We start from the raw sequence: 25,302 nt of genomic DNA, 5'->3' as shown, positions 1-25,302 counted from the left end.
TTGATTATATGAAATATAATACCTCCTATATATTAGGTGCAATTTTAGCTATACCCGTTGCGATTATAACTGGTATAATCTCCATGAACATATTTCAATTTGAAATGTGGCTTGATACTTTAATAATGTTTGGATCTTATATCATGACGTTTTTACCTGTACAGCAAAAAGCAGCACATACTTATCTTAAAGAAATTGGCCTATCAAAAAATGATTATAAATACGTTAGGAAACAGTTAAAAATTGCAGAACCAAAAATCAAACACCTATTAGTTCAATACAAGAAAGTCCGCTCATTAAGTGAACTTAAAAATGTTAATGAGATAAATAAACTGGCACGCGTGATTTTTAAGAATGTTCAGAAGTCTCCATCAAAGTTTTTTAATGTGGATAGCTTTTTCTTCTCACATCTCGACAATACGGTCAATTTATTAAATGAATATCTTTATTTGTCAAGAATGCCTCATAAAACAAAAGAGGATCAGCAACTGTTAAATCATGCAAGACTGACGTTAGATGAACTAAAGCGTACATTACAAGCCGATTTACGTGCACTCAACAAAGAGAGTTATGAAACAATGAGAGTTGAAATTAATCTGGCAGATAACTATACAACTAAACAATTATTTAATGACAAACAATCACAGATTGAGCATAAAGAGAAAGCTCCACTTCAATTTAAAAATGCAGTTCACTATGAAGAAGAGAGGAAATAACCATGAGCAATAAAAATTTAACAGACGAACTCGTAAGCAACCCTTTCGAAATTCAGAAAGAAATAATTCCTGAACAACAAAATAATATTACAATGACTTTTGATAACAGTGAGATGTCTATTGAAAAACGTGAACAAATCAATCAGATAAAAAATCAGATTGTACCATTAGATAATGAAAAGCTCTTACTTTATGGCGCAGGTGCACAGCAAAAATTATCTCAGTTCTCACACCAAATATTAGATGAGGTTCAAGGAAAAGATATTGGTTCTATCGGCAATAATCTAGATCAGCTTATGAAGAAGCTTAAAGAAGTTGATCCAGATGAAATACAGAATATCGATAAGAGTAAGGTGAAACGATTATTTAAACGTGTATCAAAATCTGTAAATGAACTTATTTCAAGATATCAATCTGTCGCAAGTCAGATTGATAGAATTTCAGTGGAACTTGATAATTCAAAGAATGTATTAATGCGTGATATCAATATGCTGGATCAGCTATACGATCAGAATAAGGAATATTTTGAAGCGATTGACATGTTCATTATCGCAGCAGAAGAAAAGAGAGATGAAATTAATAATCAACTTCTACCTGAACTTGAGCAAAAAGCGCTGCACACAAATGATCAGATGATTGTTCAGGAAGTTAATGATATGCGACATTATGTCAACAGACTCGATAAAAGAATCTATGACCTTAAACTATCCAGACAAATTACACTGCAGTCTGCGCCTCAAATTCGTATGATACAAGATGTTAACCAAACTTTAGCCGAAAAGATTCAAAGTTCAATTCTCACAAGTATTCCGTTATGGAAGAATCAGATGGCTATTGCAATGAGTCTGCTTCATCAGCAAAAGGCTTCTAAAGCACAGCAGCAAGTTACAAATACGACGAATGAACTCCTACTCAAAAATTCAGAGATGTTAAAGATGAATACAATTCGTACCGCTGAAGAAAACGAACGTGGCATCGTTGAATTAGAAACTTTAAAGATAACACAGCAAAATATAGTAGATACTATACGTGAAACGATGCATATACAGGCGGAAGGAAAAGAAAAACGACGCAATGCAGAAATAGAGCTCAGCAAGATGGAACAGGATTTAAAAACACAGCTTCTACAACTTCAACAAGAACAAAACCAGAGATATTAATCTCTGGTTTTGTTATGAATATACAATTTTTTCTTTATCCTTACCAATTAAAAGACCAATCACATAACCTACAATTGCAAATAATAACCATTCCATCGATTCCCCTTTAAGCGGTAAGTGATCCATAAATGGTGCAATCTGAAACTGGCTTTGTAGTACGGATAAGATTGCAATAATTGTCACGATAAAGATTGGAATCTGCATTGCAAGCTGCGGTGTCGGAATAAACTTAGCTAAGAGCATTGTTAGTAAAAGTGTCATCGCAATTGGATATAGTACCAATAAGACAGGAACACTCATCGCGATTACTGAACTCAAACCTTGATTTGCTAAAACTAAGCTAAACAAGGTAAACACAACTGCATACATTTTATAAGATATTTTTGGAAATATTTCATGAAAATATTCTGATACAGCTACAACTAAACCAGTAGCTGTCGTTAAACATGCAAGGGAAACGATAGCACCAATCAATAGTTTCCCGAAAGTGCCATATGTTGCGTTAGCTACATGTGTTAATAAATAAGTTCCTAAATCTAGCTCGTTATTCGAAATATTTGATAGCTCATCTTGTGTTAAATGATAACGACTGCCTATCCAGCCCAATGAAACATAGATAAATCCTAATGCAATCGCAGCTATAATTCCTGAAAAAGCAGTCTGTTTAAATAAACCTGTCTCCTTCGTGATACCTTTCCCTTTAATCGCAGAAATAACGATTACACTGAACGCAATTGCAGCGATAGCATCCATGGTATTATACCCATTTGTAAATCCAGTGAAGAAACTACGCGTATTACCAGTATAGATATTACTATCAGCTGTTACTGGAGATTCATCAGATAATAGCATAAACCCTTTAATAACTAATGCAATAATTGAAACGAGCAGTAATGGTGTTAATACAGAACCAATTCTATCCACCATCTTGGACGGATTGATTGATAACCATAAAGTAATCCCAAAGAAAATTAAAGTGAAAATAAATAAAGACATTACGGATGGTTTATCTAAGAATGGCACAACTGCCATCTCGTAAGAAGTAGCACCTGTACGAGGAATCGCAAAAAGCGGTCCAATCGTCAAGTAAATTGCAACTAAAAAGATGACACCGAACGTAGGATTAATCTTCTTTAATGCACCTTTATACCCATCCTCATCTAATGACCCTACAATGATGCCTAATAAAGGTAATCCTACTCCAGTTATCACAAAACCAAAGATCGCTGGCCAGAAGAACTGTCCGCTAGAAAAACCTAAATTCGGAGGGAAAATTAAGTTTCCTGCACCAAAAAATATTGCAAATAGCATAAAACCCACGATCCAAGTGTTCTTATTCATATAAAACCTCCTATTGATTAATAAAAATTATAATAACACTTTAAACCGTTGAAAACAAGCAAGTTTTTATATTTTCTGAATATTTTAAAATTGTTTCATGCTTTGCAGCAATAACGTTTTTAGTAAAGGCTGAATAATGCTTGGTAGCTTTTCCACTCCTTCCACAAAAATACAGTAGTCATTATAGATATTACGCACAGTTGCACGTGTATTATCATCTATAACTGACTGACTCAAAAAGATATTGATGACGTATACATTTTCTTTTCTGAGAGCAACGACGGCATCATGTGTATCAATAATTCCATTCGATTCATAATCAAATGCAGATGGCTCACCATCTGAAAATACAATTAAAAACTTCTGTTTTTCATTTCTTTGCTTCAGCATTTGGCCAGCAACTCTAATTGCAAGCCCATCACGATTATCTTCTCCATTTTGAAAACTCACAATATTTGCTGAGTAATTATCATTTAATGCATGTTCATAAGGAATAATATGTTCAAAATAATTTGGCTGATTATATTGATCCGCTTCAAATCCATCTTCATTGAACGCGATAATTTCATGATTTATCATAAGCTGCATGAGTGTCTCATGAAATAACACAATTCCTTTCATCGTTTCTACCATTTTATCTTCCATACTGTAAGAGGCATCAACAAGCAGCATAAATGTAGCATCAAGTTTGTAAGACGCCTGATCCTCTTTATAGAATACACGTTTTTTATCATCCAGGAACCAGGTAGTGAGTTTGCGACTTAGCTTCCCTTTGCTTAAATTCATACGGGCAGATGTCTGTTCGTGTTCAATACTTTTATTAATCACATTTACTAAAGATTTTATTTCTTTATTCACTTCATCTTTGTACAAATTGTATGTTGCTCTGCTGGACTCATTCTGTTCACTGTTTTTCCATATAATTTCAGTGTATTTATTCTCTTCTCCGACAAATTCACTGATATCATTACCGTGAGCATCTACTTGAGGAGGCGATGCTTTCCCTTTAGCCATCAACATCTCTGTGATGTCATCACCTGCATCCCCTTGCCTGTCATTCTCTTTAATATTGTTACTATTTGATCCTTCTGTTACTTCTGTTTCCAGATAAGCACCGTTCTCTGTCTTTATATCTTTTTGTTTCGTCTGAACATGCTCTGATGCTTCCATATCATCAACATCCTGGTGCGCTTTATCCATATTGGCCTTCTTATAGGCATGTGCATTCATAAAGGCATTTTTAGGGATATGATAATATTCATTGAGCATATCCTGATGGATGACTTGCTCTAGTATATAATAAACTCTATTTGCAAGATTCATACTGTCATATGTATCATTCAATGTAAATGCATCCTGCAATGCGAGTTGCATAGCAAGTTCAGTTTCCGGCTTATAGTATGACGTAAATGACAATGTATTTTCCATAAGTAATGCATGCTCAACTTGTAGAAATAATTCATCCGTAGGCATGGCCTTTGTTCTATAAAAATCAATCTGACCTTCATTGTCTTTTATTTTTTCTTTTACACGTACAGTAAAGAATTTATTTGTAAATGGACGGCTTTTTCTGATAAGGTGCATCAATCGGTATTCTTCAATCATCATAAATAACTGCTGAAATAATGATGGGTACCTTACATCTTCTTCTATAATCTCTTTTACAGCATCAAGTGCTATATATTGAAATCCATAGGCATATAATATACAGTCACTCTTTAATAATTTTATAACTTCATCTTCTTTGCGATGTTTCCACTTAAATGATACGTTAATCGTATTTTCAACCAGATCATAATAGGCAAACTTCTGAAAATCAACTTTCACTTCATTATCTTCGAGCAACAATTGTGCAAGGTCTGTTAATGTCATAATTAATGAAGGATCAATAACTTCATCATTAAAAAGTATAAACTTTTCACTCATTAGAAATTCAGTTCCAGTGCATTTTGAATCGCATTCTGTTCGCGCTCATCATCTAATTTGTCAATGATAGCTCGTTTTGCTGCACGCTCGACTGGCATCACTGTCGTTAGATCACAAAAATCTAGTAACGCACGTATTGAGCTCGCTTCTTCACTAATTTGACCTTGACTCGCCATTGTAATTAAATCATGGTTAAACTTTATGATCTGATCGATTAACTGCTCATCTTCAAGTAATGTCTGTTCTTTAATTACAGCTTTTAATATGTCACCAGAAATATAATCCATATCTATCACAACAAATCGGTTTTTCAATGCTTCGTTCATCGGTAATGTCCCTACATATCCGACATTAATCGCAGCGATCACCTTAAAGTTTTCATGGGCTGTAATTACTTCTCCTGTAAAAGGATTTGTAATCGTCTTACGATAATCAAGAACACCATTTAAAATTGGTAGAGTTTCAGGTTTTGCCATATTAATTTCGTCGATATAAAGAATATTACCTTCTCGCATCGCTTCAAGTACAGGCCCGTCAACAAAGACAATTTGACTTTCTCCGTCTATATTTTCAATGGTCTTATATCCTAATAAGCTTTCTGCATCCAGATCGACAGAACAGTTGATGCTATTCATCTTTAACTTTAATTCATCCTTTAAAGTTTCAGCTAATTTTGTTTTACCTGATCCTGTCGGCCCTTTTAGCAGTACATTTTTCTTCAGCTTCAACATGATCAATGCATCTTCTTTTATACTCGCATCACTATTTTGGTATTTAATCATTATATTCATCCTTTCAAATTATCCCATAAAAAAATAGAGGATTTGCATCCTCTATTATACTATATTGTATCCTTTTATTAAACGGGTCTGTACTATACCTCAATATTGAAGAACAAATAAATTAATCAGCTGTATCATCTCTGTTATCAATCTGTACTACTGTACTTCTTTAAAGTAATCTTTATAGTAGCCGCCTACTTTACCACTATTATCTCTGATATGATAATACTCTTCCGTTTCATTGACAACATCATAAACTTTTCCGACAGTCAGCATATCACTTACTTTATATTTTTTTGCATCTACATTAATAACTTCAACGTGCTTAATCGCTTCTTTGTTTTGCCATTCTTCATGTAACATAATCATTCTCCTTTTATAATAATTTCTTGATATTTACTGCTTACAAATTAAAATCGGGTTTTGTACTTAATTCGAATACAATTCCGCATGGATCCTTAAAGAAGATTGTCTTATAAAATTTGCGATCACTAATCTCTGAATGCGGAATATTAACAGATTCTAATCGTTTCTTATAATCAAATAATACTTCTTCAGTTACTGATATTCCCACCTGCTCAATATTCGCTGCGCGTTTCTTTTCTGATGCAGCACCTTGGACGACATGGATTTCTCCACCATTACCTCCATCGCCTGAAGTAAACACCTGAACATCATTATCAAATGCTGCTAGCTGATAACTAGATGTGTGCTTTAAGTCTAATACTTGTGTCAGTATACTGGATGTTAATAACCGATTTGAAGCATTAATCAGAACTGGCCCTAAACCGAGAATTTGATGAATCGCATCTACATTACTGTCATCATCAGGCTCCCCTAAAGGAATCCCTTTATTATGTTCATCAGAAATGAGATATACGCATCTTCCGTCACAGTCGTAAAATGGTAATGCATGCTTGCCATTTAATTTAATGACGGTATCATATTTGATATTCATTTCGTCAAAACGGAGTTTAAATACATAGAGGCTATAGTCCGTTGGTACTCTGAGTGAATAGGCATAAATTTCATCCGTTGTATATTTAACAAATAGAGGATTCGCAACTTCTATTACAGACAGTAATGTTCCTGCATTGCCCTTATTGTCACCGAAATACAAGTTTTTCATCGCCGTATTTTCTATATTCTCAGTTTCCTTGAGTAGTTTAAATCCAAGTACCTTATTGTAGAAATTATAAAATCGCTGTATATCATGTGTAACAACCGTAACATGATGTAATCCATTCGTCTGCATATAAACCTCCAAAAAATAAGTCCACTATACATATTATACAATGTATAGTGGACGAACGTAAATCAATATTAGCTTTCAAGCAATAAATCTTCAGGGCTTTCGATCAGCTCTTTTATTGTCTTTAAGAATCCGACAGCTTCTTTACCGTCGATGATTCTATGATCATAGCTTAATGCGATATACATCATCGGACGATTTTCCATACGTTCTTTATCAATTGCAACAGGTCGAGTAACAATTGAATGCATACCTAAAATAGCTGCTTGTGTTCCGTTAATGATTGGCGTTGACATCAATGAACCGAATACCCCACCATTTGTGATTGTAAATGATCCACCCATCATATCATCTAAGGACAGTTTCTTATCTCTCGCTTTGACGGCAAGGTCATAGATACTCCCTTCTATTTCAGCGAAGTTCTTCTTATCACAATCACGAACGACTGGTACTACTAATCCTTCTTCAGTAGAAACAGCGACACCAATATCATAGAATTGCTTTAAGATTAAGTCATCTCCATCAATCTCAGCATTTACAGCAGGATATTTCTTGAGTGCTGCTACAACCGCTTTCGTAAAGAATGACATAAATCCTAGACGCGTTCCATCATGATCTTCCTGGAACTTATCTTTTTTACGCTTACGAAGTTCCATAACATTCGTCATATCTACCTCGTTGAATGTTGTTAACATCGCAGTATTGTTAGATACTTCCAGTAATTTCTTTGCGATAGTCTGACGACGACGAGACATCTTTTCTCTTATTATGGGTTTCTCCGGGTTAGATGCCGTTTGTTTTGGTGCTTCTGATTTTTGTGCAGGCGCTGATTGTGTATTTTTAACATCATGCGAACGAATAAGTCCTCGTGGATCTTTACTATTTACATCACTTAAATCAATACCATTTTCACGTGCATAGCGTCGTGCAGATGGTGTAGCTACGATACGTTCTGATGATTTATCAGCAGCTTCCGTTTTCTCCTCAGATTTTACCTCTTCTTTAGATTCTGACTGCTCTTCAGGTGCTGATGTTTCTTGTTGAGACGCATCATTGGTAGCTTTTTGTGTTTCCCCAGCTTCAACAATTGCAATAACTGAACCTACTTCAACTGTATCACCTTCAGCAGCTTTAAGCTCTGTAACAACCCCCGCTTCTTCTGAGATAACTTCAACATTCACTTTATCTGTTTCAAGTTCTACGATATTTTCGCCTTTTTCAACACTGTCTCCAACTTGTTTGAACCAAGTCGATATTGTACCTTCTGTAATTGATTCTGCTAATTCTGGAACTCTGATTTCAGCCAATTTAATTTCCCCCTTAAATGTTTAACGCTTCGCTAATAAGTTTTGATTGTACGATTTTATGAATTTCATTATCACCTTCAGCTGGTGCTGCACGATGTGGTCGCCCATAATATGATAATTTTACCTTAGCAGGCTTAATGTTATTTAATAATGGATAAATATAATGCCATGAACCTTGATTCTTCGGTTCTTCCTGTACGAAACCGATTTCTGTTAATCCTTTTAGATCATCTATAATCGCTTTAATATCTTGTTCTGGGAACGGATAAATCTGCTCAAGGCGAATGACATGAACTTCGTCATTTGGATTTTTAGTAAGCTCTGTCATAAGGTCCACAGCAACCTTACCACTTGCAATTAAGAGTTTCTTAACTTTTGTCTTCTTGTATTCACTAGAAATAATCGCTTTAAAGCCGCCTTCAGTGAATTTCTCAATCGTATCAGAAACAAAATTATTACGTAATAAGCTTTTTGGGCTCATTATTACAAGAGGACGCATTCTGTCTGTTCCTAAATATTGAGCTTGACGTCTTAATAAATGGAAATAGTTTGCCGTACTCGATAGATTCGCAACTGTCCAGTTGTGTTCAGCTGCTAGTTGTAAGAATCGCTCCAATCTAGCAGAAGAGTGCTCTGGACCTTGTCCTTCATATGCATGCGGGAGCAATAATGTAAGACCACTTTTTTCTCCCCATTTTGCTTCAGCACTACTAATGAAATTATCAAAGATCATTTGCGCCATATTAGCAAAGTCACCATACTGCGCTTCCCAAACCGCTAAAGCTTTATTGTTTTGCAGGTTATATCCATATTCAAATCCAACAACAGCCGCTTCTGATAACGGTGAGTTGTGAATATCGAATGAACTTTGGGCACCTTCAATGTGTTGTAAAGGGATATACTTATCACCATTCTTAACATCATGGAGTACTGCGTGACGGTGTGCAAATGTTCCACGTTCAGCATCCTGCCCAGTATGTCGTACTGGATTACCATCTTGAATAATTGTTCCATAAGCTAAAAGTTCTGCATGACCCCAGTCAACAAGTCCATCCTTCGTAAATGGATCATTACGTCTCTCTAAAATCTTCTGCAGCTTATTGAACACTGTGAATTCTTCTGGCGTTGATAACATATCCTCATTTAACTGTTTCAACTGTTCTAATGCTACACCTGTATCTAATTTTTCATATCCAGCTTCAACAGCTTCCGGCATTTGCATCTCACTGTCATTATTGACTGAAGATTTATCAATTGCATCATGAGCTGAACGAAGTCTGGAAGCTACATCTTCAAAGATTGCATTCATTTCATCCTCAGTAATTACGGAAGCTTCAACTAGTGACTTACCATATAGAATTTCTATACTTGGATGACCTTTAACCTCTTTATACAGCATTGGATTCGTCACTGTAGGTTCATCCATTTCATTATGTCCGTAACGTCGGTAACCTACAAGATCAATAACGAAATCTTTATTGAATTTCTGTCGATAAGCCATCGCAAGTTCAATTGCTTCGATACATGCTTCCAGATCATCAGCATTAACATGGATGATTGGTAAATCGTAGCCCTTAGCAACATCTGTAGCATATGTAGTTGAACGTGAATCATAAGATTCTGTTGTAAAACCTACACGGTTATTTGTAATGATGTGCAGTGATCCTCCAACTGAATACCCCTTAAGATTACTTAAGTTCATACTTTCGAAGTTGATACCTTGACCCGGAAATGCTGCATCACCATGTATTAACACAGCAAGTGCTTTATTAAAGTCCTGTTCTGGTTTATTGACACCATCTGTAACTTCCTGTACCGCTCTTGTCTTTCCTAGTACAACGGGCGCAACTATTTCAAGATGAGACGGGTTGTTTGCTAAAGAAATGGTCTGCGTTTTACCAAAGCGTGTCGTTGTTTTTGTACCACCTAGATGATATTTAACATCCCCAGTCCATCCTTTTGTGACAACTAGAGAACCATCTTCAGGAAGGAACTTCATTGGATCAGTATGCATAAATTCTGAAAGCATCATTTCGTATGGTTTTTCAAGGATATGTGTCAGAACGTTTAGTCGACCGCGATGTGCCATTCCAATTTCAATGTCCTGAATATTATTTTCACTGGCAAACTTTATAACATTCTCAAGCATTGGTACAAGCGCATCTACCCCTTCAATAGAGAAACGTTTTGCACCGACGAAATTCTTATGGATATACTTTTCAAAGCCTTCTACACGTGCGACGCTTTTAAGCAATTCAACTTTCTCTTCTTTACTGAAATCTCTTTTTACCTTACTTTCAATTGTAGTTTTCAGCCACTCGCGTTCCTCACTATTGTTGATATGAGAAACTTCATAAGCAATCGGACCTTGATAAGTCTGCTGCATTTCAGTAACTGCTTCAAAAGCATTGTTTAATCTTTCTCCATAATGCTCAGAAACAAGAGAAGCAGGTAACTGCTTTAATACTTCTTCAGAAAGTCCGAAATCTTCTACAGAAAGCTTGAGATGCTGATCACGCTTCGGTTTATATAAGGGATAAATATCAGCTTTTAGATGCCCGTACTGTCTGATATTATCTACAAGGCGCATCAATCTCTTGATGATATCTGCGTCTGTATTACCTATTCCAGAATTCCCCTTACTCCCCTGAATATTAGAAAACAGTTCCTGTAGTTCATCAGAGACTGATGAAGGATCATTTTGATATTGATCGAACATTTCAAGAAGTATTCCTAAATTTGTACCAAATCTAGGAGGTGCTTCTTCTAGGTTCTTACCTTTTGTCATAGTTCCACCCTCCATTTTTATAAAACGTTTACATTTTTATTTTAACAAAGCAAAGCATGAAATTAAAGAGGTAAAACATAACTTTGTGAAATATTATGAGCGAATTGGTAGCTGTATCTTAACTTTTGTATAGACATGTAATTCACTTTCAATAGAAACAGTACCTGAATACGTCTCAATCAATTTCTTTGCAATCGACAGACCAAGTCCATTTCCACCTTTAGAGCGTGCACGTGATTTATCTACACGATAGAACCTGTCAAAAATATTCAGCAGATCTTCTTCAGGAATACCGATACCATAATCTATGATTTCGATTTGTGCGAATTTATTTTTTTTTGTTGTCCTAACAATAATGTGTTTATTTTTCTCATCATATTTAATCGCATTATCTAAAAATATCGTTAATATCTGTTCAAAATGAAATCGATTAATCGTCAGTCTGATCAATTTTTCCGAACTATGGAAATCAAAAGTGTATTCAGATTTTAATTGCGAGAAGGCATTAATTCTTGACTTTATTTCTTCATTAATATCAATTACTTCTTGCGGCGAAGACTCAACCAGCGACAAATCTTTCGATAAAATTAATAGTTCTTCAACGAGTTTATTGATTCTAGCCATTTCTTCAATAGATATCGATAAAGATTCTTCAAGTACTTCCGGTTTATTCTTGCCCCATCTCTTTATAAGATTAAGATGGCCATTGATAATCTGTAATGGTGTTCTAAGTTCATGTGATGCGTCTTCAACAAACTGTTTTTGTTGGTCAAATGACTGCTCAAGCTGTGTCATCATCTCATTGAAAGTTTCAATGAGATCATTTGTTTCATGATATTGAGTTGAAAAAGCGAGTTTATTTTGAAAGCCATCTCTTTTTATCCGTTTCATCTGTTCAGCAATCATACGAATAGGTTTCGTAATCTGGCCTGAGAACACATAGCTTAGCATGGCCGTCAAAAATAGTGCGGTTAAACTGGAGAAGCTGCTGATAATGATTAAGAATTCGATGACATCGTCATGGTTTTTTAAAGAGTGCACTAATACAACATAGCCATGAAAGTTGGCATTATTAAGTGGTGAATACATAACGATATAATTTTTGCCTTGATGTACTTCGTCTTTAGATATTATCTTAGTTGTTGGATTGAATGCGATATCAACCTTCTCCGCAGATTGACCCGAAATACTGAAAAGCTGTTCTCCTTGCCTATTAAAATAAACAAACGTATCACTCGACGATAGAGATCTACTAAGATCATCAATCTTCAATTCCGCAATATTTTTAGTAGCCATAATCACTGATATATCAGACAAGCTTCTTTTTGCTATTTCAGCTTCCTGCTCCTTTTGATAAACACCGATCAGATAAATGATTAAGAAGCTAAAGAGCATGAAAACGATAAATGAAATTGTCGTTGTAAGCAGCATCCACTTAATTCTTAAAGACTGTGATACCTTCATCGAATAACATACCCTACACCGCGAACAGTTTCTATCAGTTGATGCTGACCAAAAGGTTTCAGTTTGTTTCTTAAGTAACGGATGTAAACATCTACGACATTTGTTTCTACCTCATTGTCATAGCCCCATATAGCTGTAAGCACTTTTTCTCTTGTCATAACATGTCTCTTATTCATCGCAAGTAATTTCAGCAGTTCAAATTCAGTTTTAGTCAGCTCGATAAGCTGATTATCACACGAGACAGTAAACGCCTCCTTATCAATCTGGAGGTTTCCTACAACAAGCAGATGTTCACCATCATATTCATTCTTATTGCGACGGAGTAATGCTCTTAATCTCGCTAACAATTCTTCAATATCAAATGGTTTAACGATATAATCATCTGCACCGTAGTCAAGCCCTATTACTTTGTCATATGTCTCACCTTTTGCAGTAATCATGATTACAGGCGTGTCCTTTTCACTTCTAAGTTTTCTACAAACTTCAAGTCCATTGAGTTTAGGCAGCATTATATCGAGTAATATACAATCATATTCCGAGCTAAGTGCCTCTTGCAGACCATTTTCTCCATCATACATTACAGTTACATCGTAAGATTCATGTGTGAGCTCCAGCTCGATAAACCTCGCTAAGTTCGCTTCATCTTCAACTACTAGAATACGTTTCATCGGGACACTTCCTATGTTAAATATTTCTTTTGAATTTCTTGTATCTTTTTCTTTACATCAGGCCACTCATCATCAATGACAGAATAAATGATCAAATTTCTTCTAACACCATGTAAATTGCGCTCCTTACGTATCACACCTTCTTTTTGGAAACCAAGTCTTTCGATCGCTCTATTTGATCTCTCGTTACGTTCATCCGCTTTAATCTGTACACGTACCATATTAAGTGTCTCAAAACAGAATTCGAGCAATAAATATTTACTATCAGTATTTACAAAGGTTTTCTGAGCTTTTACACCAAACCAGGTCGTTCCGATTTCACAGGCATCATTCTCATAGTCAATATCTTTAATGCGTGTGGACCCCACTACTTCATTCGTTGCTTTCAGTACTACGATAAAAGGAATAGACTTCAACGTTTCTCTAAGATGGACTGCATCGATCACCCATTGCTCCATAAGATCCATACTGGTGGCCTGAAACAACATATAGCTCCAGATGGATTCGTGATTGATTTCATGAAGGTCTTTTGCATGCTCAATCTGCATCGGAATTAATTTTATTCTGTCATTTTCCAGTACAAGTGATTCAAATGTATGTATGCTCAATTCAATTACCTCATATCATTAATTTATAAAAAAATAATACCACAAAAAGTTTAAAATTAGCTATTTTTTAAAAAGGAACAATAAAAAGCACCTGACCGGGCAAGTCAGGTGCTTTTGGGCATAAAAGGGGGTGAAAATGCTCATCAGAGGGGGAACTCTATTTAAATGAGAATCATTTTCATTTATTATTATACCTTATTGAGAACGATTGTCAATTACTTTATCTAAAATTAATTGTGATAATAATATACAAACGACTCCTCCAATTATCCCAGCAATAATATCAGTCGGATAATGTACGCCAAGATAAACTCTACTACTTGAAATCATAAGGATAGCAAACACACACATACCGATTAAATAAGGCTTAAAGGAGCTATCCGAATGGTTTTTAATCAAGATTGCCAGACTACCGAAAAACGCACAAGATCCCATAGCATGGCCACTTGGAAAACTAAATCCTGTAATATCTATAAGACGCAATAATGTCGGTCTCTCTCTATCAAAGATATTTTTCAGCAGAGGATTAAGCACGCCAGACAAGATCATAGATAATGCGAAGAATAGCGCATCTATTTTTAACCTTTTAAGCAGAAGATAACATACTATGAGTAAAGACAGCAGAATCATAGACCAGACCTCACCGATCTTTGTGAACCCGAGCATAATTGTAGTTGTAATGAAACTTTCTGAAGAATATATAAATTCATAGACTTCATTATCAATCCATTTTCCAATGCGTGATTCATGGAAAAATGCAATCAATCCAAAGATAAAACTGAATATTAATATCAACAAAATTCTTTTCGCCTGAGACATAATTCTACTCCTTAACTAGCATCGGCTATTATTTTCATCAATAGATCATTAGCTGTATATAATGATTTTTGCGAACTCATATTTTGCTGGATTGCGTGTTGATGTTCATTTAAATATTCCAGCTTATCCATTAAATTATTCAGCGTGAATTCTTCTTCCTGTATGACCATAGCATATCCCTGGCTCTCAAACTGAGCAGCATTTTCAATTTGGTCTCCTCTACTTTGATCTTTGCCGAGTGGCACTAAGATCATAGGCTTCTTTAATGCAAGAAATTCAAAGATAGCATTTGAACCCGCTCTTGAAATAACATAGTTTGTAATCTTGAACAGATGATTCAGTTCTTCACCTGCATATTCTATCTGATAATATCCTTGTCTTGAAATATCATTAGAATTCCCTTTACCTACTAGATGTATGAGCTGATAATTCTCAAGCAGCATATCTAGATTTTCAAATATCACATCGTTGATTTTCTTAGAACCTAATGAACCTCCCATTATCATTACAACAGGCTTATGTTCATTCAATTGCGTGATGGCATATCCTTCTTTAATATGCCCCTCAAAGAGATCCGTTCTGATGATACTACCGACATGATCTCCGCGTTCAGCAGGGATATAGTCCAGCGTCTTTTTAAATGTCGTGTACATTCTGTCAGCAAATTTGAGTGCAATCTTATTGGCAAGACCCGGTGTAACATCAGATTCATGGATTATCGTTCTTATATTCAAAATCTTTGCTGCAATTGTAACAGGGACAGCTACAAATCCACCTTTAGAAAAAATGATATCCGGTTTTTCCTTCTTAAGTATCCTTAAAGCATCTAATACACCTTTTTGAACTTTAAATATATCCTTGACATTTTCAACCGAAAAATATCTACGTAATTTTCCGCTCGAAATCGCATAATATTTAATTTGAGGAAACTGCTCCTTTATGACCTCTGCTTCTATTCCATTTTTTGATCCGATATAAAGACAGCTCACTCCTTCTTTTTCCGCTTCAGGAATGAGTGCCATATTAACGGCAACATGCCCAATCGTTCCTCCACCAGTAAATGCAATTTTCAATTAGACAACCTCCTATTTTTTCTTTGCTTCTTGTATCGCTCTTTTAAGCTGTACATCATCATTTTCAATCTTTTTTGCAAGCTGTGTCATAAATTTATCTGTAGTCTTACCTGTCATTATGCCATCTACGGTAAGATTATTTTCCATTTGAAAGTTCTGGACAGCATACAAAGTAGATTCATCAAACGTGTTATCAACTTTACCCGGATCAAAACCTAATGCTTTAAGGCCCATCTCCATGGATTTTACTTTCGTACTTTTTACATGCAGTGTGAGTACTTCATCCGCATCGAGCATCTGACCATGCACATAAGACGGAAGATCGACCTTAATATCTGGGGTAATTCCTTTTTTATGGATCCATGTACTGTTTGGTGTCAACCACTTCTGTTCAGTATATTTAATCATTGATTTATCTTTAAACGTCGATGTTGTCTGTACGATTCCTTTTCCAAATGATTTATGACCAACAATCTTCGCCTTACCATTATCTTTCAACGCCGCTGCGAAGACTTCCGATGCACTCGCCGATCCTTCATTTAAGAGAATAACTGTTGGAAGATTCTTTGTAAGTGCGTCTTCATCTTTAGAAGCTTTCAATAATTCTTTATTACCCGATACATCTTCCATCTGAACAATAACCTTACCTTTTTCTAAGTAAGTTTCGGCCATCTTTGCTGCTTCATCTAAATAGCCCCCTGGATTATCTCTCAAATCAATTACAACTTGTTTCATCCCTTTATCACGTAGGGATTTAAGTGCATCGGTAAATTCATCAGCGGTACCTTCCTGGAATTTCATTACGGTAATAACCCCTGTACCATCCTTTTTGAAAGTATATTCAATACTGTTCATATGTATTTTATCACGCGTAATTTTAACATCGAAAGGTTCAGCATCTCCTCTTTTTAGCGTTAGTGTGACAACCGTCCCTTTCTTGCCTCTCACAAGTTTAACTACATCTTGCGTCGACTTTCCTTCGACAGATTTATCATCAACCGCCATGATAATATCACCAGATTTCACTCCAGCCTTCTGAGCTGGGGCACCCTTGATAGGACTGCTGATCATAATTTTGTTATCTTTCTCTTCAATCTCAGTTCCTATCCCCTGAAAATCTCCTTGCATTGATTCCGTAAAATCATTTTGTTCAGCACTCGTCATATATTCACTATATGGATCGTCAAGTCCACTGACCATTCCTTTGATTGCACCATCAATCAGTTTATCTTTTTCCACTTTCTTATAATACTTTTTATTTAACGTATCATATACGGCATATAACTTTACAAACTCCGATCTTTTTTGCGTATCGTCGCTTATAATCTTCTCGTTGCCACTGAGTATCGCAAATGCTGTTACAGCTGCTGTAATTATTATAGTTGATAAAAGCATCATGATAAATTTAAATGGAGATATCACATAGTTTCTCTCTACATTTTCGGTTGAAGATTTGTCATTCTTGTTATTGTCTTTCATATTTTCACATCCATATACTATTGATTATTATTTTAGTATATAAAAAATATATAAATAAAGCACGTATCATATAAGATACGTGCTAAAATTTTAACCATTCTAAATATTTCTCATATAAACGATCATATGTTGATAAAGACATGCTTGCTGTTCCATACTCTTCGATATATGTTGATAGCTGATTATAATCGCTTTCATCTTTTGGAAACATTAAATCCAGGAACACCGCTTCAGCAAACTGACCAAACTCATTGCCCGCACCTCGCTCAGTTAAAACAAAATGATAAAATGAAGACCTTACCATTAATTTGTCTCAACAGACAGAACGACAGTTTCGCCTTGAATCAGCAATTCTGGTGCGTCTACAGTAATAGATTTCAGAGTATCTGAATTTGTGATAATTACTGGAGAGATAATAGATGACGCTTGTTCTTCAATTTTTTTGATATCAAATTCAAGCAGTGCATCACCTTTTGTCACTTGATCTCCTTGGGCAACTAATACATTAAAACCTTCACCCTTCATTGTAACAGTCTCAAGACCAACATGGATTAACAGTTCTACACCATTATTGGCCTTTATACCAATGGCATGTTTCGTTGGGAATACATTGATAATTTCACCGTCGACAGGGGCAACGACCAGACCATTGGATGGTCTGATACCAAAACCTTCACCCATCATCTTCTGAGCAAAGACTGGATCTGGTATATCTTCGATTGCTATAAAACTCCCTGTAATAGGGGCGACGATCTCTATGTTCTTCTCAGGCTGACTCCCTTTACCAAACAATTTCTTAAACATTATACCACTCCTATTTATTTGTTATTGAACAAAGATAGATATTGTGTATATCCTAACGCTTCAAGTTTATCGTAAGGTATAAACTGGATGCTTGCAGAGTTGATACAGTATCTTAACCCACCTCTGTCAGCTGGACCATCATTGAAGACATGCCCAAGGTGGCTGTCACTTGCATCACTCCTTACTTCTGTACGTGTCATACCATGAGATTTATCAACGAGTTCAATGATTTCATCATCAGAAATTGCCTTAGAAAAACTCGGCCAGCCGCAAGATGAATCAAACTTGTCTTCAGAAGTAAAAAGCGGTTTACCACTCAGTTTATCGACATAGAGTCCTTTATCAAAATGGTTCCAGTATTCATTTTGAAATGGTGGCTCCGTACCGTTTTCTTTAGTCACATAATATTCCATCTCTGTAAGTTCATTTAAGTCTTTATCTTTCATCTTTATTCCCCCAATGCTTTTCAATAAATGCTTTTCTTCCAGAACCCACCTGATAACGTTCATAATGTTCCGGCGCCTTCTTATAATAATCTTGATGCTCTTTTTCTGCAGCATAGAAATTCTTATAAGGTAATACCGGTGTTGTTATCTTTTGAGCGAATATGCCCGCATCATCGAGCTTTCTAATATATTCTAACGCTTCAATTTTTTGTTGATTGTTATGATAGAAGACTGCCGGCGTATAGCTTTCACCTCGATCATAAAACTGACCTTTATCATCTGTAGGATCAAAAGTCATAAAATAAACCTTTAATATATCTTCGTAAGAAATTTGGGATTCATCATAAGTGACTTGTACTGCCTCTCTATGACCGGTTGTATTAGTACATACTTCTTCGTAAGATGGATTATCGACATGTCCGCCACTGTATCCACTAACTACTGACTGAACACCAGGAAATGTATCAAAAGGTTTCACAAGACACCAGAAACATCCACCTGCAAAAGTTGCTTTTTGCATGAAATCACTCCTTTATTTTTATATCAAATACCCATTTCTTTGAGGGATTAATCTCCTTGAGCAATAAATTTGTTTTACCATATTCTATCACTCCTAAATCATAGTAAAAAGCAGCTTCCTTCTTATTTAAGCTTACACCATCGGGCAGATTACCAAATTCAGAAACGATAGCCAATAGTTTCTGTTTGCCAAAAGGCAGCTTTCCAATGATTACATCATCAATTTTAAGCTTTAAAATTCCGTCCATATACACTTCTGGTGTTGTGATAAAAGATACGTGGACATCTTGATTTAAAAATTTCGATTTGTTGTGGATTAAAATCTTGCTTGACTTAAAATAAATTTTATTATCTTTATCTTGAGGTAAATACTTTGCTACCGTAGATTCCGAAAGAATCAGTGTGTCATTACTCGATAAATGATTCGTCTTAAAATTCTGTTTTGATACCTCATCGGTCAGCCTAAGATTAAAGATAGTGAATCCAACAATGATAACAGTAACTAATAAGATTGAGAGTATAAACCAGATGGGTGATTTAATTATTCTAGTCATTGTAGCCAAATACCGATAATCCTATTGCACCTGGTCCGGTATGCGTTGACACAATCGGTGTCGTAGTATGAATCGATATATTTTCATCAGTAAAAGGTTCCACTGCAGATTTCACTTTCGTAAGTAAATCATTAGCCTGTGCTTCTGATATACCAATTCTCAAATATTTATATTGTTCGCTCATTTCTTTTACTTCTTTAGTCAGAAGCTTAACGACTGAATTGATTGTACGTACATTCTGAAGAACATGAATCTCGCCATCTACCACTTCTGCAACAGGCTTGAGATTCATCAGTCCACCAATAAAGCCTTTTCCTCGCGAAATTCTTCCGCCTTTTTTTAAATAATCAAGCTGAGAAATCACTAGAAAGAGCTTTGATTGAGTTTTCATATTTTCAATAGCCGCTACTATTTCATCCATCGATTTATGCTTGATGATTAACTCTGCTACATTTTGTATTATAAATCCGTATGATTGTGCGATAAATCCAGAATCGATAACTGTGACCTTTCCATCTACCATACCGGCGGCTGTCTGCGCACTGCCAATAGTCCCGCTCAGACGATGCGTCATATGCAGACTTAATATTTCGTAACCTTCCTCGATATATTTTTGGTATATTTCGACAAACTTACCTGTGGCTGGCTGACTCGTTTTAGGAATTTCCTTAAGTGCTATTAGTTTTTCTAAATATTCATCTGATGTGATTTCTTCCTGATCCAGATATGTTTTACCCTCCATTACAATATTTAATGGTACTTGTACGATACCATGATCTTTTAAATATTGCGCTGGCAAATCGTGTGTAGAATCTACGATTAATTTAATTTTACTCATGTCGTCATCCCTCTTTATTTATTTCTGTTGCAATTATATTCTTGATATAATCAGCTGCTTCCTGTAACGTCAGATCATTAAATATATCTGGCGAAATTTCGGGCAGAATAGTCACTTTCACAGTTCCCGGAACCATTTTCTTACTATCATGTTTTTCCATAATATTTGAAGTACCTTTTATAGCCACTGGTATAATCGGCACTTGTGCTGATTTTGCAAGCTTCAGTGACCCTGCTTTAAAATCTCCTATACCATGTCCTTTACTTCTCGTTCCTTCAGGAAATATAAGTACACTATGCCCTGCTTTTAATGATGCGATTCCATCTTTTATCATCTGTAATGAAGAACGGCGATTTGTTCTATCAAGGTATATACAGTTCATCATTGTCATCCACTTATCGAGAAACGGTATTTTCTTGACTTCGACTTTGGATACAAATCCAAATGGCTTATCAATCGCGTGAATCAGTACAGGAATATCAAAATTACCTTCATGATTACTGACAAATAGGACACTATTTGTAGGAAGTGCATTTTCTTGCTTAACTTGAACTGTGACACCCGCAGTTTTCAGTACAGCATGTGCCCACTTCTTAGGTTCGATAAAAGCAAGCCTATCTCTTTTATACACATCATCCTGTTCAAGTATTTTTTTTTCAATTCGTTTAAATTGCGGTGTAATAAATGCAGCATAACCGATAATTACACTGACTGTCTTCATCATTCTAATCATTTGTATACCTCACAAGATGCATAAAGTGATGAGGTATCACATTCTTCTCATCAAGTACACCTTCTTCTATGGATTTAACTTTAAAATCTTTGAATGTATATTCAGGGAAAAATGCATCTCCAGGATATTTCTCTTCAATAACCGTGACATACATATCATCCACCTTATCAATCATCTGTTCGTATAAGTTTTGTCCACCGAATATAAATACATGACCTTCAAGCAGATCAATTTCCTCTAGACTATAAATCACATCTGCATCGTTCGGTTTAAAATCTTTATCTCGTGTGAGTACTACATTTCGGCGATTAGGTAATGCTTTACCTAATGATTCATATGTTCTGCGCCCCATTACTATCGTGTTATGCGTTGTTAATGTTTTCACTCGTCTGAGATCATTCGGAAGGTGCCATGGCATCTTATTCTCAAATCCAATTACTCTATTTCTATCATGACAAACAATTATAGATAACATATCTGCTCCTTAGACTGCAATCGGCGCTTTAATCGCCGGATGCGCTGTGTAATCGATTATTTCTAGATCTTCATACTCAATATTAAATATATCCTTATCGCTATTAATTTGAAGCTTAGGTGCTTCATAAGATGACCGCATCAACTGTGTTTCAACCGCTTCGATGTGATTCGAATAAATATGTGCATCTCCCATAGAATGGATAAATTCACCCACTTCTAGCCCACATTCTCTCGCAACTAAATGTGTTAGTAGGCTATAGCTTGCAATATTAAAAGGCACGCCAAGAAATACATCTGCACTGCGTTGATACAGCTGACATGAAAGCTTATTATTATTTACATAAAACTGAAACATTGTGTGACAAGGTGGCAGTGCCATCGAATCAATTTCTCCTGGATTCCAGGCTGATACAATATGACGTCTACTATGTGGATTCAACTTAATCTGTTCAATCACTTCCTTTAGCTGATCAGTCACACGATCCTTCGTTTCAAATTGACGCCATTGTTTACCATACACATTCCCTAGATCGCCATAGCGTTGCATAAAATCATCATCCGTCAGAATCTTTTCTTTAAAAATATTCAGCTGCTCTCGATACTGTTCATTAAATTCAGCGTCACGCAATGCACGATGACCAAAATCAGTCATATCCGGACCCATGTATTCATCACTTTCAATCCATTTTAAGAAAGCCCACTCATTCCATATATTGTTATTATATTCAAGCAAGTATCTGATATTCGTATCCCCACGGATAAACCAGATCAGTTCAGTTGCTACAAGTTTGAAAGATACTTTCTTTGTTGTCAGCAATGGAAATCCTTTAGAAAGATCGAATCGCATCTGATGTCCAAAAACTGACAATGTCCCAGTATTCGTTCTATCATCCTTATCCTTACCGGTCTCTAAAATAAGTTTTAATAAATTATGATATTCAAGGTCAAAAGAATTCATATCGCCACCTCTTTCTATTTTTACTTATATACATTATAATACAGATATATAGGCGACATTTAAAGAATTACATATTGTAATATTAAACGCGCATATTTGTATAACAGAGGAGTGAATTGCATGGATGCTTCAATCATGGTAGTTTCAGGATTATTTCTTTTATTATGCTATATGATCAGTATGTGTATTACTGAATAGTTATTATTCGGTGCATAAAAAATAAGGATCCAGGACAATTCCTGAATCCTTATTTTTTTAATATGCCATAATGTGTAATCGTATTTCTTCTGATATTCATTTCAAATGGGTACTGCGAAATTAATGGTGAATTATATTCTGCACGTAAGACTAATTTGGCGTCCCTTTGAACAACATTATCCAGTAACGATCTTGCATCCTGCATATCCCCAGTCAAAAAATTGACTAACGCACTAATATTAGAAGTATCAACAGTATTCTGATAAAGACAGTCCACATATATCACATCAAATAGTGTATCATCCTGTTCAATGGAGCCAAAGACAAAATTAATCGAATTAAAAGCTTCTCTCAGTTCTGGGTTGATAGCATTACAATAGTAATTCATGCTCCATTTTATCGCAAAATGTATATAAAAATTTTGTTCATAGGCATAAAAGTTTGCGCGCTGTAATGTTCTGGCCATCAGCATCAGGTCGTTACCTAATCCCATTGTACAGTCTGCGATAAGAAGAGGGGTATCAGCATTATCAGTAACCGCAGCAACAAGCGGTGGAAGTATGCCTGTTTTTACGTACTGTTTATATTTAATATTCATCGTACTTTCCTGGTAACTGATTTTGTTATCAATTTGAGTATATAGATAGATACCGTTTTTCTGGATGATTAGAAGCGGTATATCACTTTCAATGAAGAAAGACTTTACTGTCTTTTTCCCTCTAATGATAACCTTCGTATCAGAATAATAATTTTCCAGATCCTTTAAGATCATACTGACGTAATCAAGAACACTTTCATCCGGATTAACACACGTTGTTATCCTCAGCTTATACGCAGTGTTCATCAAACTGCTCTTTAATATCCATACATAATTCTTCAACCGGTCGTCCTTCAATATGTTCTCTCGGTATAAAGCCTACGAGCGTACTTCCTTTGAATAATGCCATAGATGGACTTGAAGGCGCTTGCCCGATATAACCTCTCATTGTTTCAGTCGCCAATTTATCCTGTCCAGCAAAGACCGTAACAATATGGTCTGGTTTAACTGGATTTTGTGTCGCAACCGTAACAGCAGCAGGTCTTGCAAGGCCTGCTGCACAGCCACATACAGAATTAATGACAACAAACGTAGTAGCATCCCCTGCTTCACTAAAATGTTTATCGACCGCTTCACTACTTTCTAATGATTTAAAACCATTGTTTGTTAACTCACTTCTCATACCCTCTGATAATTGTTTCATATATTGTTCGTATGCATTCATAATGATTCTCCTTTATTTCTGTTAGCTATTTGTTTCCATACTGATCCGGCTGCGCTTTCACCATTCTTGATACGTTCGTAAGCCATCTGCACTTGTAACTTTACATCAAATGCTTCGTCTTCTAAATGAGCTTCTAAATATGGAAGACTAGTTTCGTCACCTTCATCATAGATAAACATAGCGGCACGCCATCTGACGATTGGTGCTTTATCATTTAATGCCTGGTGCATCGTATCAAGACTTTCTTTATATCCTAGATCACTAATTGTGTCTCCTGCAGTTCTTCGTACCGCAATATTTCTATCCTTCATTGCCTCATCCAGCAATGGAAGGACATCACGTGATTCTATCATGCCAAGGAACATTACAGCAAGTCTTCTTAGCTGAGGTTTATCATCACTTAATACCACTTTCAGGAACGGGATATCGCTGATATCAGGTGTCGGGTAATGATCCAGCATACGATAGCGTTCCTTCCAGTCATCTGTACTTAAATAAGTCTCTATTGAAACACGTTCCAGCTGTTTAGAATGATCTTCGTATCTATTTGCTTTACCCGCTTCAACAAGTTCCTGTAATCTTTCAGCAGGATATAGTGCATCAATCTCTTCTTTTACAGTATTAACAATCTCTTCATCTGTACCATACCTTATTCCATAATCGACCCAGCGTCTTAATAATATAACATTATCATCATCATTCTGACTGTCGAGCATTGCGTCAATAAAGCGTAAATCAAGTTGTTTACGTACTTCACTATCCAGATAAGTTATCTTAATCTGATATGGGATATTTTTGAATTCCAATACTTCTACCTGCTTTTCACCCGAATCACTAACTGGCTGATGATTAACATCCGCTATCGATTCACTTGCAAATACCTGTTTTATTTCTGGTAGCAGTATATCCCAGTCGCTGCTCGGATTTTTATCCACTGAAATAAAATCTAATGCATGAAATACTGCTTTTACATTTTTAATATTCAGTAATTCATTGATAAATGCAGGATTAGATGCTTCAATACTTTGGTAAGTTGTACTCTTCATATCTTCTTTGTTAAAATCGAGCGTAATTTTTAATGTGTTTGGACTTGGTGTAGGTTCTATCTTTTTTATTTCCATTTTATCCTC

At 35.7% G+C, this 25,302-nt stretch carries 27 protein-coding genes; 2 read left to right on the top strand and 25 right to left on the bottom strand.

The window, feature by feature from the left end; all coding sequences use genetic code 11:
* The first annotated feature begins 8 nt into the window (after positions 1-8).
* Both QNJ52_RS06490 and QNJ52_RS06485 read left to right on the top strand, forming a co-directional pair.
* The gene (locus tag QNJ52_RS06490) at positions 9-716 is read left to right on the top strand and encodes a 5-bromo-4-chloroindolyl phosphate hydrolysis family protein (RefSeq protein ID WP_219491648.1); all 708 of its coding nucleotides are present in this window, start codon (positions 9-11) and stop codon (positions 714-716) included.
* Positions 713-1,876: a toxic anion resistance protein gene (locus tag QNJ52_RS06485; RefSeq protein WP_481817294.1), complete on the top strand. Its 1,164-nt coding sequence runs from the start codon at positions 713-715 to the stop codon at positions 1,874-1,876. The genes QNJ52_RS06490 and QNJ52_RS06485 overlap by 4 nt, the downstream gene beginning before the upstream one ends.
* 12 nt (positions 1,877-1,888) lie before the next feature.
* Here QNJ52_RS06485 and brnQ read toward each other — a convergent pair whose 3' ends face one another.
* From brnQ to QNJ52_RS06360, 25 genes are all read right to left on the bottom strand, one after another.
* A complete protein-coding gene (gene brnQ, locus QNJ52_RS06480) occupies positions 1,889-3,217 on the bottom strand; it encodes a branched-chain amino acid transport system II carrier protein (RefSeq protein ID WP_283722149.1) in 1,329 nt (442 codons plus the stop codon).
* 84 nt (positions 3,218-3,301) lie between these two features.
* Positions 3,302-5,143 (bottom strand): vWA domain-containing protein, encoded by a 1,842-nt coding sequence (locus QNJ52_RS06475; protein WP_283722148.1) that lies wholly within the window; start codon positions 5,141-5,143, stop codon positions 3,302-3,304.
* Positions 5,143-5,925 carry an AAA family ATPase gene (locus QNJ52_RS06470; protein ID WP_313957302.1) on the bottom strand — a complete coding sequence of 261 codons (783 nt, stop codon included), beginning with the start codon at positions 5,923-5,925 and terminating at the stop codon, positions 5,143-5,145. Before QNJ52_RS06470 ends, QNJ52_RS06475 begins: the two co-directional genes overlap by 1 nt.
* 156 nt (positions 5,926-6,081) lie before the next feature.
* A complete protein-coding gene (locus QNJ52_RS06465; RefSeq protein ID WP_219491658.1) occupies positions 6,082-6,288 on the bottom strand; it encodes a DUF6501 family protein in 207 nt (68 codons plus the stop codon).
* 40 nt (positions 6,289-6,328) lie between these two features.
* The gene (locus QNJ52_RS06460; protein ID WP_283722147.1) at positions 6,329-7,180 is read right to left on the bottom strand and encodes a VOC family protein; all 852 of its coding nucleotides are present in this window, start codon (positions 7,178-7,180) and stop codon (positions 6,329-6,331) included.
* 68 nt (positions 7,181-7,248) lie between these two features.
* Complete coding sequence (gene odhB / locus QNJ52_RS06455; protein WP_219491663.1) at positions 7,249-8,484, bottom strand: 2-oxoglutarate dehydrogenase complex dihydrolipoyllysine-residue succinyltransferase; 1,236 nt, start codon at positions 8,482-8,484, stop codon at positions 7,249-7,251.
* Between the two features lie 13 nt (positions 8,485-8,497).
* Complete coding sequence (locus QNJ52_RS06450) at positions 8,498-11,272, bottom strand: 2-oxoglutarate dehydrogenase E1 component (RefSeq protein WP_219491666.1); 2,775 nt, start codon at positions 11,270-11,272, stop codon at positions 8,498-8,500.
* 93 nt (positions 11,273-11,365) lie between these two features.
* Positions 11,366-12,736, bottom strand: a complete 1,371-nt coding sequence (locus QNJ52_RS06445) for a HAMP domain-containing sensor histidine kinase (protein WP_219491669.1) — start codon at positions 12,734-12,736, stop codon at positions 11,366-11,368.
* Positions 12,733-13,404, bottom strand: a complete 672-nt coding sequence (locus QNJ52_RS06440) for a response regulator transcription factor (RefSeq protein WP_219491672.1) — start codon at positions 13,402-13,404, stop codon at positions 12,733-12,735. Before QNJ52_RS06440 ends, QNJ52_RS06445 begins: the two co-directional genes overlap by 4 nt.
* An 11-nt stretch (positions 13,405-13,415) precedes the next feature.
* A complete protein-coding gene (locus QNJ52_RS06435) occupies positions 13,416-14,012 on the bottom strand; it encodes a GNAT family N-acetyltransferase (RefSeq protein WP_219491674.1) in 597 nt (198 codons plus the stop codon).
* Positions 14,013-14,207: 195 nt separating this feature from the next.
* Positions 14,208-14,831, bottom strand: coding sequence for a phosphatase PAP2 family protein (locus tag QNJ52_RS06430; RefSeq protein ID WP_219491677.1), 624 nt, complete (start codon positions 14,829-14,831; stop codon positions 14,208-14,210).
* Between the two features lie 11 nt (positions 14,832-14,842).
* Positions 14,843-15,904, bottom strand: coding sequence for an undecaprenyldiphospho-muramoylpentapeptide beta-N-acetylglucosaminyltransferase (locus tag QNJ52_RS06425; RefSeq protein ID WP_219491680.1), 1,062 nt, complete (start codon positions 15,902-15,904; stop codon positions 14,843-14,845).
* Positions 15,905-15,916: 12 nt separating this feature from the next.
* Positions 15,917-17,383 (bottom strand): S41 family peptidase, encoded by a 1,467-nt coding sequence (locus QNJ52_RS06420; protein WP_099483575.1) that lies wholly within the window; start codon positions 17,381-17,383, stop codon positions 15,917-15,919.
* 82 nt (positions 17,384-17,465) lie between these two features.
* Positions 17,466-17,687, bottom strand: a complete 222-nt coding sequence (locus tag QNJ52_RS06415; RefSeq protein WP_219491683.1) for a YozE family protein — start codon at positions 17,685-17,687, stop codon at positions 17,466-17,468.
* A complete protein-coding gene (locus QNJ52_RS06410) occupies positions 17,687-18,187 on the bottom strand; it encodes a PTS sugar transporter subunit IIA (protein ID WP_219491686.1) in 501 nt (166 codons plus the stop codon). Before QNJ52_RS06410 ends, QNJ52_RS06415 begins: the two co-directional genes overlap by 1 nt.
* A 14-nt stretch (positions 18,188-18,201) precedes the next feature.
* Entirely contained in the window at positions 18,202-18,633 is a 432-nt protein-coding gene (msrB, locus tag QNJ52_RS06405) for a peptide-methionine (R)-S-oxide reductase MsrB (RefSeq protein WP_219491687.1), read from the bottom strand.
* On the bottom strand, positions 18,623-19,153 hold the full coding sequence (msrA, locus tag QNJ52_RS06400; RefSeq protein WP_099483572.1) for a peptide-methionine (S)-S-oxide reductase MsrA: 531 nt from the start codon (positions 19,151-19,153) through the stop codon (positions 18,623-18,625). Before msrA ends, msrB begins: the two co-directional genes overlap by 11 nt.
* Positions 19,154-19,157: 4 nt before the next feature.
* The gene (locus tag QNJ52_RS06395) at positions 19,158-19,706 is read right to left on the bottom strand and encodes a DUF2140 family protein (protein WP_241427512.1); all 549 of its coding nucleotides are present in this window, start codon (positions 19,704-19,706) and stop codon (positions 19,158-19,160) included.
* Complete coding sequence (locus QNJ52_RS06390) at positions 19,699-20,544, bottom strand: DegV family protein (protein WP_219491693.1); 846 nt, start codon at positions 20,542-20,544, stop codon at positions 19,699-19,701. The genes QNJ52_RS06395 and QNJ52_RS06390 overlap by 8 nt, the downstream gene beginning before the upstream one ends.
* 4 nt (positions 20,545-20,548) lie before the next feature.
* Positions 20,549-21,277, bottom strand: coding sequence for a lysophospholipid acyltransferase family protein (locus QNJ52_RS06385; protein WP_283722145.1), 729 nt, complete (start codon positions 21,275-21,277; stop codon positions 20,549-20,551).
* Positions 21,270-21,752 (bottom strand): dihydrofolate reductase, encoded by a 483-nt coding sequence (locus QNJ52_RS06380; RefSeq protein ID WP_219491699.1) that lies wholly within the window; start codon positions 21,750-21,752, stop codon positions 21,270-21,272. Before QNJ52_RS06380 ends, QNJ52_RS06385 begins: the two co-directional genes overlap by 8 nt.
* 9 nt (positions 21,753-21,761) lie before the next feature.
* Complete coding sequence (locus QNJ52_RS06375; RefSeq protein WP_283722144.1) at positions 21,762-22,712, bottom strand: thymidylate synthase; 951 nt, start codon at positions 22,710-22,712, stop codon at positions 21,762-21,764.
* A gap of 247 nt (positions 22,713-22,959) precedes the next feature.
* On the bottom strand, positions 22,960-23,754 hold the full coding sequence (locus QNJ52_RS06370; protein WP_219491705.1) for a hypothetical protein: 795 nt from the start codon (positions 23,752-23,754) through the stop codon (positions 22,960-22,962).
* Positions 23,738-24,172: a BrxA/BrxB family bacilliredoxin gene (locus tag QNJ52_RS06365; protein ID WP_283722143.1), complete on the bottom strand. Its 435-nt coding sequence runs from the start codon at positions 24,170-24,172 to the stop codon at positions 23,738-23,740. The genes QNJ52_RS06370 and QNJ52_RS06365 overlap by 17 nt, the downstream gene beginning before the upstream one ends.
* The gene (locus QNJ52_RS06360) at positions 24,169-25,293 is read right to left on the bottom strand and encodes a virulence factor (protein WP_283722142.1); all 1,125 of its coding nucleotides are present in this window, start codon (positions 25,291-25,293) and stop codon (positions 24,169-24,171) included. Before QNJ52_RS06360 ends, QNJ52_RS06365 begins: the two co-directional genes overlap by 4 nt.
* Positions 25,294-25,302 lie beyond the last annotated feature (9 nt).

The organism is Macrococcus sp. S115 (assembly GCF_030067655.1).
In the GTDB taxonomy this organism is placed as follows: Bacteria; Bacillota; Bacilli; order Staphylococcales; family Staphylococcaceae; genus Macrococcoides; species Macrococcoides psychrotolerans.
Note: the sequence above shows the minus strand (reverse complement) of the source record. Positions and strands in the feature narration are given on the sequence as shown.